Raw genomic sequence first — 12767 nt, 5'->3', positions numbered from 1 at the left:
ACAATGACCATTGCAACCATTGATATCGGAGGGACTGGGATTAAGTTTGCCAGTCTGACTCCTGATGGAAAGATACTAGATAAGACAAGTACTCCGACGCCAGAAAGTTTGGAGGATTTACTAGATTGGCTAGACCAACGCTTGGCAGAACAAGATTATAAGGGCATTGCCATGAGCGTTCCAGGCGCGGTCAATCAAGAAACAGGTGTGATTGAGGGAATCAGTGCCGTACCTTACATTCATGGCTTTTCTTGGTATGAGACGCTTGCTCATCATCAGCTACCTGTCCATCTAGAAAATGATGCCAACTGTGTTGGACTTAGTGAACTGCTGGCTCACCCAGAGATTGAAAATGCAGCCTGTGTCGTGATTGGGACAGGAATTGGCGGAGCTATGATAATCAATGGCAAACTTCACCGTGGTCGCCACGGCTTAGGTGGTGAGTTTGGCTATATGACAACCATTGAACCAGCTGAAAAACTCAACAACTGGTCGCTACTAGCCTCTACAGGAAACATGGTTCGCTACGTGATTGAAAAATCTGGTCAGACTGACTGGGATGGTCGCAAGATTTACCAAGAAGCTGCAGCAGGCAATGCCCTTTGCCAAGAAGCCATTGAACGTATGAACCGTAATCTGGCGCAAGGACTGCTCAATATCCAGTACCTCATCGACCCAGATGTCATTAGTCTGGGAGGATCTATTAGCCAGAATCCAGATTTTATCCAAGGCGTCAAAAAAGCTGTCGATGCATTTGTCAAAACCTACGAAGAATACACGGTCGCACCAGTTATCCAAGCTTGCACCTATCATGCAGATGCCAATCTCTATGGTGCCCTTGTCAACTGGCTACAGGAGGAAAATCAATGGTAATTTTTACAGGACTTAGTCCCAAACAAGAGCAAGCATTAGAGTTGCTTAAAAAGCATATTTCGCTAGCAGATGTAGAGGTAGTAGTCGCTCAGTCTGACCAAGCCTCTATCTCTATCAAGGGTGAAGGTGGACATTATCAACTAACTTATCGCAAACCTCACCAACTTTACCGCGCCTTGTCCTTATTGGCAACAGCTCTAGTAGAAGGTGATAAAGTAGCGATTGAGGAGCAGGCAGCTTATGAAGATTTGGCCTACATGGCAGACTGTTCTCGAAATGCGGTGCTGAATGTGGCTTCTGCCAAGCAGATGATTGAGGTCTTGGCTCTCATGGGTTACTCAACCTTTGAACTTTACATGGAAGACACCTATCAGATTGAGGGGCAACCTTACTTTGGTTACTTCCGTGGCGCCTATTCAGCAGAGGAGTTGCAGGAAATCGAAGCCTATGTCCAGCAGTTTGATATGACCTTTGTGCCTTGCATCCAGACCTTGGCCCACTTGTCAGCCTTCGTCAAATGGGGTGTCAAAGAAGTGCAGGAACTTCGTGATGTGGAGGACATTCTCCTTATCGGCGAAGAAAAGGTGTATGACCTGGTTGATGGGATGTTTGCCACTCTATCTAAACTGCAGACACGCAAGGTCAATATCGGGATGGACGAAGCCCATTTGGTTGGTTTGGGGCGCTACCTCATTTTGAACGGTGTTGTGGACCGTAGTCTCCTCATGTGCCAACACTTGGAGCGCGTGCTGGATATTGCAGACAAGTATGGTTTCCACTGCCAGATGTGGAGTGATATGTTCTTTAAACTCATGTCAGCGGATGGCCAGTACGATCGTGACGTGGAGATTCCAGAGGAAACTCGTGTCTACCTAGATCGTCTCAAAGACCGTGTAACCTTGGTTTACTGGGACTATTATCAGGATAGCGAGGAAAAATACAACCGCAATTTCCGCAACCATCACAAGATTAGCCAAGATATTGCCTTTGCAGGTGGTGCTTGGAAGTGGATCGGTTTCACACCCAACAACCATTTCAGCCGTCTTATTGCTCTTGAAGCCAACAAAGCCTGTCGTGCTAACGACATCAAAGAAGTCATTGTAACGGGTTGGGGGGACAATGGTGGGGAAACTGCCCAGTTTTCTATTCTACCAAGTCTGCAAATCTGGGCAGAACTCAGCTACCGCAATGACCTAGATCGTTTGTCTGCTCACTTCAAGACCAATACAGGTCTGTCAGTTGAGGACTTTATGCAGATTGACCTTGCCAATCTCTTGCCAGACTTGCCAGGCAATCTCAGTGGTATCAATCCCAACCGCTATGTCTTTTATCAGGATGTTCTCTGTCCGATTCTTGACAGACACATGACACCTGAACAGGACAAACCGCACTTCGCTCAGGCCGCTGAAACGCTTGCTGTTATCAAAGAAAAAGCTGGGAACTATGCCTACCTATTTGAAACTCAGGCCCAGTTGAACCAGATTTTAAGTAGCAAAGTGGATGTGGGACGACGCATCCGTGAAGCTTATAAATCCGGTGACAAAGTCAGCTTACAGCAAATCGCCATGCAAGAATTACCAAAACTTAGAAGCGAGATTGAAAACTTCCATGCCCTCTTTAGCCACCAATGGTTGAAAGAAAACAAGGTCTTTGGTTTGGATACGGTTGATATCCGTATGGGCGGACTCTTGCAACGCATCAAGCGAGCAGAAAGCCGCATCGAGGCTTATCTGGCAGGTCAGATTGTCCGCATCGAAGAATTAGAAGTCGTGATCCTACCATTTACTGACTTCTACGCAGACAAGGACTTCGCAGCAACTACAGCCAACCAGTGGCACACTATTGCGACCGCATCGACGATTTATACGACTTAGGCATTTTTTCCGAGTCAGAGTGTTTCTCGTGAAACCTATTTCTTATAAAAAACTTCTCCACAAAAAATAATTTGTGGAGTTTTTTCTATAATTAGTAGTTTAACCTAGCCTTCAAATAGGAGTATACTAATAATGTAATCGTTATCAAACCTAAAAATTCGATGAAATCAGTTTTTAGGAATAAAAAGGGAGGAAATTATGAAAAAGTTTTCAAAGACCTTGAGAGATAACTGGATCTTTCTCTTGATGGTTTTACCAGGGGCACTCTGGTTGATTCTATTCTTTTACATTCCAGTATTTGGGAATGTGGTCGCCTTTAAAGACTACCATATGACCAGTAATGGTTTCATAGATAGTATTGTGAATAGTAAATGGGTCGGGTTAGATAATTTCAGATTCTTGTTTAGTTCAAAAGATGCCTTTATCATCACTCGTAATACCGTTCTTTACAATCTCGGCTTTATCTTTATCGGTTTGATTGTATCAGTAGGGATTGCCATCATCCTCAGCGAGCTCCGCTCTAAGAGAATGGTTAAGATTTTCCAAACGTCTATGTTGTTCCCTTACTTCTTGTCATGGGTTATCATCAGTTTCTTTACAGATGCCTTCCTAAACATTGACAAAGGGGTTTTCAACCATTTCCTAACATCCATTGGCATGAAGGAAGTCAACTTCTACGCTGACTTAGGCATTTGGCCATACCTTCTCCTTTTCCTAGGTATTTGGAAAGGCTTTGGATATAGCAGTGTCATGTACTATGCGACGATCATGGGAATTGACCCAACCTACTACGAAGCAGCAACAGTGGACGGGGCGAGCAAGTGGCAACGTATTCGCAACGTAACCATTCCTCAGTTGACTCCGCTTGTAACAGTCTTGACCATCCTTGCAGTCGGAAATATCTTCCGTGCAGACTTCGGTCTCTTCTATCAAATCCCACACAATGCTGGTCAGCTCTACAATGTAACCAACGTTTTGGACGTGTATGTCTTTAATGGTTTGACTCAGACAGCAGATATCGGTATGGCTTCAGCAGCCGGTCTTTACCAATCCGTTGTCGGTTTGATTCTGGTTATCCTATCAAACTTGCTTGCAAGACGAGTTGATCCAAACTCAGCTTTGTTCTAGAAAGGAGGAGAATATGGCAGAAAAGAAAATTAAAAAAGAAAAAATCGATAATGTCGGCATTCACTCCTTCAGTAAGAAAGCAGATATCTTCTTTAGTATCATCTCTGGTTTGATTGCTCTTTCTTGTATCTTGCCCTTTATCTTCGTTATTATCATTTCGGTGACAGACGAAAAGAGCATCCTCCAGTATGGATATAGCTTTTTCCCTTCGAAATTTGGTGTAGATGGATTCCAGTTCCTAGCTCAGTTTAAAGATAAGATCCTCCAAGCGCTCTTTATCTCAGTTTTTGTAACCGTAGTCGGAACAGTGACCAACGTCTTCATTACAACCACTTATGCCTACGCCATCTCACGTACAACCTTTAAGTACCGCAGATTCTTTACAATCTTCGCTCTTCTTAGTATGTTGTTCAATGCTGGTTTGGTACCAGGCTATATCGTGGTCACTCGCCTGCTTCAACTTGGTGATACCGTTTGGGCCTTGATTGTTCCAATGCTCCTCTCACCATTCAACATCATCTTGATGCGTTCCTTCTTCAAGAAGACCATTCCAGAAGCCATTCTCGAATCCGCTCGTATCGATGGTGCCAGTGAAGCTCGGATCTTCTTCCAGATCTGTTTGCCCTTGTCACTTCCAGGTATCGCAACCATCACGCTTTTGACAGCTCTTGGTTTCTGGAACGACTGGTTCAACGCCCTTCTTTACATCAAGAGTGACAACTTGTATCCATTGCAATATTTGCTCATGCAAATCCAACAAAATATGGACTACATCGCAAAAGCAGTCGGCCTATCTGGTCAACTGGGAGTCGCTCTACCGAAAGAAACAGGTCGTATGGCCATGGTTGTTGTTGCAACCCTTCCAATCGCGATTCTGTATCCATTCTTCCAACGCTACTTTGTTAAAGGGTTGACGATCGGTGGTGTGAAAGAATAGCATTTGCTGAGAAACACCGTTTCTCCCTTCCCAACTTCATCATAGTGATTGAAGTTAAAAATCATTAAATCGTTTATAAGTTTAAAAATAAAAAAAGGAGTTTTTATCATGAAAAACTGGAAAAAATATGCTTTTGCATCTGCTAGCGTAGTCGCTTTGGCTGCTGGTCTTGCTGCTTGTGGAAACCTTACAGGTAACAACAAAAAAGCTGCCGATACTACTTCAGGTGAAAAACCTGTAATCAAAATGTACCAAATCGGTGACAAACCAGACAACTTGGATGAATTGCTAGAAAATGCAAACAAAATCATCGAAGAAAAAGTCGGTGCTAAATTGGATATCCAATACCTCGGATGGGGTGACTATGATAAGAAAATGTCAGTTATCACATCATCTGGTGAAAACTATGATATCGCATTTGCATCTAACTATGTCGTAAATGCTCAAAAAGGTGCTTATGCTGACTTGACAGAATTGTATAAAAAAGAAGGAGCAGAGCTTTACAAAGCACTTGACCCAGCTTACATCAAAGGGAACACTGTAAACGGTAAGATTTATGCTGTTCCAGTTGCAGCTAACGTTGCATCATCTCAAAACTTTGCCTTCAACGGTGCTCTTCTTGAAAAATATGGTATTGACATTTCAGGTGTCACTTCATACGAAACACTTGAACCAGTCTTGAAACAAATCAAAGAAAAAGCTCCAGATGTAGTACCATTTGCGGTTACGAAGAACTTTATCCCATCCGATAACTTTGACTACCCAGTACCAAACGGACTTCCATTTGTTATCGACCTTGAAGGAGACACTACTAAGATCGTAAACCGTTACGAAGTGCCTCGTTTCAAAGAACATTTGAAGACTCTTCACAAATTCTATGAAGCTGGATACATTCCAAAAGACGTAGCAACCAGCGACACTTCATTTGACCTTCAACAAGATACTTGGTTCGTTCGTGAAGAAACAGTAGGACCAGCTGACTACGGTAACAGCTTGCTTTCACGCGTTGCTAACAAAGACATCCAAATCAAACCAATCACTAACTTTATCAAGAAAAACCAAACAACACAAGTTGCTAACTTTGTCATTTCAAACAACTCTAAGAACAAAGAAAAATCAATGGAAGTGTTGAACCTCTTGAACACAAACCCAGAACTCTTGAACGGTCTTGTTTACGGTCCAGAAGGTAAGAACTGGGAAAAAGTTGAAGGTAAAGAAAACCGTGTCCGCGTCCTTGATGGATATAAAGGAAACACTCACATGTCAGGTTGGAACACTGGTAACAACTGGATCCTTTACATCAACGAAAACGTTACAGACCAACAAATTGCAGATTCTAAGAAACAATTGGCAGAAGCTAAAGAATCTCCAGCACTTGGATTCATCTTTAACACTGACAATGTGAAATCTGAAATCTCAGCAATTTCTAACACAATGCAACAATTCGATACAGCTATCAACACTGGTACTGTAGACCCAGATAAAGCTATTCCAGAATTGATGGAAAAATTGAAATCTGAAGGTGCTTACGAAAAAGTATTGAACGAAATGCAAAAACAATACGACGAATTCTTGAAAAACAAAAAATCATAAGATCGATTGATTTCGTGTATTCATTCCTAATTCCTAAAAATGTGATCGCTGCCTTCCCTAGTTCTCTAGGGGAGGTAGTGATTTTTAGGATGTAAACATGAAAAGAGTGGTTCTGAGGGTTTATGCGATGTGATACACATACATCTATAGGGGATTTATTATGAAAAAATATCGCCTTCTTTTCAAAATGAGTGCTGTCTTCTCTTACCTATTTTTCGTATTTGGTCTTTCTCAGCTGACGCTTATTGTCCAAAACTATTGGCAATTTTCTTCCCAGATAGGCAATTTCTTCTGGATTCAAAATATCTTGAGTTTGCTATTTATCGGAGTCATGATTTGGATTCTGGTTAAGACAGGCCATGGTTATCTCTTTCGCATTCCAAGAGAAAAATGGCTTTGGTATTCGATTTTGACAGTATTAGTGGTAGTGCTCCAGATCTCTTTTAACGTTCAGACAGCTAAACATGTTCAGTCAACTGCGGAAGGTTGGGCTGTATTGATTGGTTATAGTGGGACTAACTTTGCAGAGCTAGGTATTTATATAGCCCTGTTTTTTCTGACTCCACTGATGGAAGAGTTAATCTATAGAGGATTACTGCAACACGCCTTTTTTAAAGATTCGAGATTTGGTCTTGATTTGCTTCTTCCTTCTATTTTATTTGCTCTCCCTCATTTTTCAAGCCTGCCTAGTCTGTTAGATATTTTCGTTTTTACAACATCTGGAATCATCTTTGCTGGTTTGACCCGTTATACCAAGAGCATTTATCCTTCCTATGCGGTGCATGTAATCAATAATATTGTAGCGACCTTGCCATTTTTGCTGACTTTTTTACATAGGGTGTTTGGGTAAAATACTGGCTGGAGAGTTAGGAATTATAGTTTTTCAATTTATAAGCGAATTTCAGGAGGGAAATGAGTATGACACCATTAAAATGGTTTGCTGGAGGAAGTGAAAGACGTTGTGAAGCGATGACCATCATTGATCATCTATTGGAAGATATAAAGGTTGCGCCTCAACTTGCTCCCCTGAAAAATCAGTTAGTGATTTATCAAAAACGATTAAAGGACGATGGAACCTCTACTCCATTTATTCTGAGCCAAATGAACGTTGACATCTCACGTGTGTTGATTGATAACAAGCTGGGTTTGTCAGAAAGTCAAGCTAAGCAAATCAAAAAATTGAGAGAATTATCTGCGATTCGCTATGGTTACTGATGAAGTGCAGTGGTAGGTCTCTCTATATAATTTTCGGTCAAATAAATTGCATTCGTTTTCTCAAGTGGGTATACTAGAATAGTTGAATGAAAAATTCTGAAAATTTAAGAATAGAAAAGAGAACAAATCTTATGGCAAAAGATATTCGTGTCTTACTTTACTACCTCTATACTCCAATTGAAAATGCAGAGCAATTTGCGGCAGATCACTTGGCTTTCTGTAAATCAATCGGTCTCAAAGGCCGTATCCTCGTCGCTGACGAGGGGATTAACGGGACTGTTTCAGGTGACTACGAAACAACTCAAAAATACATGGACTACGTTCACAGCCTCCCAGGTATGGAAGACCTCTGGTTCAAGATTGACGAAGAAAGTGAACAAGCCTTCAAGAAGATGTTTGTTCGCTACAAGAAAGAAATTGTCCACCTTGGTTTGGAAGACAATGACTTTGACAACGACATCAACCCACTTGAAACAACAGGTGCTTACTTGTCTCCAAAAGAGTTCAAAGAAGCCCTTCTTGACGAAGATACAGTGGTTCTTGACACACGTAACGATTATGAGTACGACCTAGGACATTTCCGTGGGGCTATCCGTCCAGACATCCGCAACTTCCGTGAGTTGCCACAATGGGTCCGTGACAACAAGGAAAAATTCATGGACAAGCGTGTTGTGGTTTACTGTACAGGTGGAGTTCGCTGTGAGAAATTCTCAGGCTGGATGGTCCGTGAAGGCTATAAAGATGTCGGCCAATTGCACGGAGGAATCGCAACTTACGGTAAAGACCCAGAAGTCCAAGGTGAACTTTGGGATGGGAAAATGTACGTCTTTGACGAGCGTATCGCCGTTGATGTTAACCATGTCAACCCAACCATCGTAGGGAAAGACTGGTTTGATGGAACACCATGTGAACGTTATGTCAACTGTGGAAATCCCTTCTGTAACCGTCGTATCCTAACATCAGAAGAAAATGAAGACAAGTACCTTCGTGGATGCTCACACGAGTGCCGTGTTCACCCACGCAACCGCTACGTCTCAGAAAATGAATTGACACAAGCAGAAGTGATCGAGCGTCTAGCAGCTATCGGTGAAAGCTTGGATCAAGTCGCTACTGTATAAAGCAAACAGCCCTTAGGGGCTGTTTTTCTATGCTTTTTATCTAAAAATCTAAAATTTGTTTCTGTATCTTTCAGGAAAATAGGTTATACTATATGTAAACGATTTCAAAGGAGGCCAGTTATGGCGAAAACATTTTTTATCCCAAATAAAGAAAGCATTCTAGGACAACAGGAGGTCTTGACTGCCAAGTCTATCTTGGCCTTGGTGGAGGGCTTGGAGTCACACAGTTATGATGCGGTCTATCTCCGTCAGCCCCTCAATCGTCTCGAGTATATCGAGTGTGGGATTGTAGGTCAGTCGCAATTTCTCTTCAAGGTGAACTATGCGGATAGCCGAAAAGGCTATCAAGTGGTGATTCCAGACTTCCTTACCAGAGCGGACTGGGAGATTGTAGAAGCTCTCCTCCAAGCCCTATCAAACAAGTTGGGGCAAGTGGTAGAAGGGCTAGAAGGCTTTGATTTTGAAGCTTATTTCCGAGAAACGGTCAAGCATTATCTATCTGACAAAGCGGCTCGTCTAGTATATTGCCAAGGGCTCTTGGCCCCTATCTATCTCAATAAGGAATACCTCGAGAGCTTTTTGGCTGAGGATGGATTGGCACATTTTGAAGAGTTGGTCAAGAAGGTTCAAGGCTCTGATGCCTACCTTGCCAGTGTGAAATTTTACCCAGATGCTCAAGGCAAGGTGCACGGTATCTATCACCTAGCCCAAGGAGTCAAGACGATTTTGCCAAAGGAACCCTTTGTACCAGCTCCTTATACCGATCAGCTGGCAGGCAAAGAGCTTGTTTGGGAGATTGACCTAGTGACGATTTCTGGTGATGGGTCCAAAGCAGAAGACTATGAATCCATCGCTCGCTTGGACTATGCAAGATTCCTAGAGTCGCTACCAGAAGCATTTTATCAGCAACTAGATGCCAATCAATTAGAAGTACAAGCCATTTTGGGAAAAAATTTTGAGGAATTGGCAGCCGTCAAGTAGACACGGTTCAAAAAAAGAGTAAACATAAAAATCCCTGTCATTAACAAATGGCAGGGATTTTGGTTAAAAGAATGTCAGGATGCGAAGGTAGTCAACTGTCAGCGCGAGCTCTGCAATGAAGAAGGGTAAGAGAATAGCGCCATCAAGTAAGACAGCTAGCAAGAAACGATAAAATGGGTCAAGGCTACTAGCCTTACTTGGCTTGCTAATCACAAAGAGATTGCCAAGGGCAAAGATGGTCATGCTTAGAAGAGTGAGGATGCCAGCGAATCGCAAGCCGCCAAAAAGTGCAAAGAAACTTGCTAGAGCCGTTAAGACAAGCGGGATAGCAAAGAGTCGGCTGTAACGATCGCAAGCTTCTTGGAATGTGAAGTCGCTCTCCTGGTCCAGTACACGTCGGACAGTAAAGCCTCCCAAAATGATGGAAAAGTAAAATAGAGCGCTAGCGACCAAGATAGAAAGTCCAGCAAAGAGATCTAAAGGTGGGAGCTGGTTAGGTAAACTATTGGCAATAGAGGCCATATAGCCGTAGTAGAGGTGCTTGATATGATAGATACTAAAGAAAAGGTTGATTGACGACAGCAAGGTGAGTAGGGCAAAGACACTATAACGATGCTTTTGGTCCGTATTCTTGCTGGTAGTTGGTTCTTGGATAGCGTCCAGCAGCCAAGTCCAAAATAGTGCGATTTCTGCTTTTAATCTGGCTGTTTTACGAGGGTCAATATCTGGGATATAGGGGCTTTCTAAAGCCTTGCTGAGGATACTTTTCTCTTTTACAGGTTTTTCTTGCTTGTGTCCCTCTTCAGCTTTCCCTTCTCCCTCTTCCTCTGTTTGGGCTTCTTCTATCGTTTCGGGAGCTTCCTCCTCATGCCTTTCCGACTCTTTAGGTGAGATAGGAGTTTCTTGGCTTGCTTGTGGTTCGGTCTCTACAGTATCCGAAGTCTCTGGTTGGTCGGGCTGGATTTCCGATTTCGTCTGAGCTGATTTCTTCTCAAGATCGGCGCTTTCAAACCATTCTTGTGTCATGGTGGAACCTCCTTTTTTATGATCGTTTTCTATTTTTAGATTAGCAGATGAAAGCGTTTTTGTCAATGGTTTCTAGATGGAGAAGAGTACTCTTCTTTTGGTAGGTAGATATCTTGGTTGGCTTTTGCAATGAGTAGGTCCTTGATATCTGCTTTTTCCGTTTTATAAGGGTTGGCAAGTACATTCTCTTTTTGTCCACGATGTTCTTCTTTGGGTTGACGATAGATACCACCATGCTGAGAAGAAATTTCTAGATTGATACGGTCGGTCTCTTTCTGGGAGAGAATGAGTTGTAGAGTTGAATAAGCCTCTAGCTCGACCTTGCCGTGAACTTGGATATTTTCAGCATAGATGTGTGCTCCCTCCGTCTTGACCTGACTATCTGTCAATTCGGCATCAAAGATATTGATGATATGAGATGCCGTTAATGTGCTGTTCTTGATAGAACTTTCTGTTAGTCTTAAGAGATAGCCTTTTGTTTTGATGGTTGCATTTTCAAGGTTGGCTTGACGAATATTAGTTTGTCCACGATTGGCTGAGACGGTGATAGCTTGCAGCTTTCTTCCTTTGGGTAGGGAGAGAACGACTTCGTCAAAACGATTAGAATAGTTGCTGGCGATACGAAGTAGGCTTTCGATTCCTGAACCGAGAAAACGATGTTGGGAGGCTTGTTTGTCAGTGACGCTCAGTGTTTTGTCACTCATACCAGTAGTCAAATCGTGACGACCAGACACGGACGGATGATAGGTGATGTGGATCTTGTCATCTACAGACTCTGTGATGGTTAGGCTATGTTCCTCAAGGGCTAAATCAAGCTTTTCCACTTCATTTCCAAAGGTCACTTCTTCGATACGATTGTCATAGACGGGATCTTTTGACATGGCAAGTAAACTTTGAATACCATTGGACTGGGCGCCTACAATGATCATGATAAAACCGAGGATTGTAGAAACCACACCAAAAATGAGAAATCCTTTCGTCAATTTACGCATGTCTGTCACCTCTCTTTCCTTTTTTAAGAATCCATTGCACCAAGCGGACGATTAGGAGGCCAAAGAAACGAGCTACATAGGAGATACCTAGTAGAACAAGAGAAGAAGCACCGATAGAAAGCAAACCAGCCCCAAAAATCAAGATAAAGGCAGATTTGGCTTCGACTAGGACGCTAAAGCTCTCTACGATAAAGAGTCCGCCCAGTAGGATGCCCGTCACCGAAACGGTAAAAAAGGCTAAAATGACGGAGACAGCCGCGATAAAAATACCGATGATGGCCATGAGGATGCCGATTCCGACCGGAATTCCGATAGGAGCTACTAGCAGGGCCAGGAGGGCAATATGTAGCAGTTGGCGGTCATTCTTTTGAGCAGGTGCCTCATTGACCTTTTTATCGAGAAGATCAGAGAGGATATCATGGGCAGCTTCTTTTGGAGTTCCCAGACTGGCAATGAGTTCCTCTTCGCCCTCTGGGCCAGCATCGTCAAATAGTTCCTTAAAGTAGTCCATAGCTTCGATGCGGTCAGCTTCAGGCAGTTTATGGAGATAGGTTTCTAACTGAGTCAGATAGTCAGTTCTTGTCATGGCGGATACTCCCTTCTATGATGCCGTTGACGGTGTCGGTATAGAGCGTCCACTCTTCCTTTAGAGTAACGAGCTGCTCTACGCCCCGATTGGTCAAGGAGTAGTATTTGCGCATACGCCCCTGAAACTCTCTAGAGTAGGTGGTCAGAAAGCCACTGGCTTCCAATTTTTTGAGAATGGGATAGAGCGTAGATTCTTTGATATTGGCGATGAGCTTAATGGTTTGACTAATCTCATAACCATAAGAATCCCCCTGCTCCAGTACAGCCAAGATGAGAAACTCGATCAAGGCAGAGGATGTTGGGAAGTACATGGGAAACCTCCTTTATATTATATAAAAATTTTATATATACTCTTTTCAAATATATTGTATCTCAATATGAAAGCCCTGTCAAGAAATATGTGTAAAAATTTTACATATAAAAAAACTCCTAGTAAAAACTA

13 protein-coding genes are annotated in these 12767 nt (G+C 42.7%); 9 read left to right on the top strand and 4 right to left on the bottom strand.

Annotated elements, in window-relative coordinates; translation table 11 throughout:
* Positions 1–3: 3 nt before the first annotated feature.
* From GMD1S_RS01505 to GMD1S_RS01465, 9 genes are all read left to right on the top strand, one after another.
* Positions 4–873, top strand: coding sequence for an ROK family protein (locus tag GMD1S_RS01505; protein ID WP_000150731.1), 870 nt, complete (start codon positions 4–6; stop codon positions 871–873).
* The gene (locus tag GMD1S_RS01500) at positions 867–2747 is read left to right on the top strand and encodes a beta-N-acetylhexosaminidase (RefSeq protein ID WP_000234381.1); all 1881 of its coding nucleotides are present in this window, start codon (positions 867–869) and stop codon (positions 2745–2747) included. Before GMD1S_RS01505 ends, GMD1S_RS01500 begins: the two co-directional genes overlap by 7 nt.
* Positions 2748–2945: 198 nt before the next feature.
* On the top strand, positions 2946–3875 hold the full coding sequence (locus GMD1S_RS01495; protein WP_000714584.1) for an ABC transporter permease: 930 nt from the start codon (positions 2946–2948) through the stop codon (positions 3873–3875).
* Positions 3876–3888: 13 nt separating this feature from the next.
* Positions 3889–4812 (top strand): carbohydrate ABC transporter permease, encoded by a 924-nt coding sequence (locus GMD1S_RS01490; protein WP_000818344.1) that lies wholly within the window; start codon positions 3889–3891, stop codon positions 4810–4812.
* 108 nt (positions 4813–4920) lie between these two features.
* On the top strand, positions 4921–6405 hold the full coding sequence (locus tag GMD1S_RS01485; protein WP_000800396.1) for an ABC transporter substrate-binding protein: 1485 nt from the start codon (positions 4921–4923) through the stop codon (positions 6403–6405).
* A gap of 160 nt (positions 6406–6565) precedes the next feature.
* Positions 6566–7255, top strand: a complete 690-nt coding sequence (locus GMD1S_RS01480; protein ID WP_000760776.1) for a CPBP family intramembrane glutamic endopeptidase — start codon at positions 6566–6568, stop codon at positions 7253–7255.
* 68 nt (positions 7256–7323) lie between these two features.
* A complete protein-coding gene (locus GMD1S_RS01475; protein ID WP_000188106.1) occupies positions 7324–7620 on the top strand; it encodes a bacteriocin immunity protein in 297 nt (98 codons plus the stop codon).
* Positions 7621–7751: 131 nt separating this feature from the next.
* Positions 7752–8738: an oxygen-dependent tRNA uridine(34) hydroxylase TrhO gene (locus GMD1S_RS01470; protein WP_001030023.1), complete on the top strand. Its 987-nt coding sequence runs from the start codon at positions 7752–7754 to the stop codon at positions 8736–8738.
* 120 nt (positions 8739–8858) lie between these two features.
* Entirely contained in the window at positions 8859–9719 is an 861-nt protein-coding gene (locus GMD1S_RS01465; protein ID WP_001140326.1) for a DUF4299 family protein, read from the top strand.
* A 63-nt stretch (positions 9720–9782) separates the two neighbouring features.
* Here the strand turns inward: GMD1S_RS01465 and GMD1S_RS01460 are convergent, their stop codons facing one another.
* The 4 genes from GMD1S_RS01460 to GMD1S_RS01445 all read right to left on the bottom strand — a co-directional run bounded on the left by GMD1S_RS01460 (position 9783) and on the right by GMD1S_RS01445 (position 12636).
* Positions 9783–10745, bottom strand: a complete 963-nt coding sequence (locus GMD1S_RS01460; protein ID WP_000191318.1) for a DUF6574 domain-containing protein — start codon at positions 10743–10745, stop codon at positions 9783–9785.
* Positions 10746–10807: 62 nt separating this feature from the next.
* Complete coding sequence (locus GMD1S_RS01455; protein ID WP_001229034.1) at positions 10808–11737, bottom strand: DUF4097 family beta strand repeat-containing protein; 930 nt, start codon at positions 11735–11737, stop codon at positions 10808–10810.
* Positions 11730–12323: a DUF1700 domain-containing protein gene (locus GMD1S_RS01450; protein WP_000198644.1), complete on the bottom strand. Its 594-nt coding sequence runs from the start codon at positions 12321–12323 to the stop codon at positions 11730–11732. Before GMD1S_RS01450 ends, GMD1S_RS01455 begins: the two co-directional genes overlap by 8 nt.
* Complete coding sequence (locus GMD1S_RS01445) at positions 12310–12636, bottom strand: PadR family transcriptional regulator (protein ID WP_000273860.1); 327 nt, start codon at positions 12634–12636, stop codon at positions 12310–12312. The genes GMD1S_RS01450 and GMD1S_RS01445 overlap by 14 nt, the downstream gene beginning before the upstream one ends.
* Positions 12637–12767 lie beyond the last annotated feature (131 nt).

It is taken from the genome of Streptococcus sp. GMD1S (assembly GCF_000296875.1).
In the GTDB taxonomy this organism is placed as follows: domain Bacteria; phylum Bacillota; class Bacilli; order Lactobacillales; family Streptococcaceae; genus Streptococcus.
The sequence above is the reverse complement of the archived record's forward strand: the minus strand, read 5'-3'. Positions and strand labels throughout refer to the sequence as shown.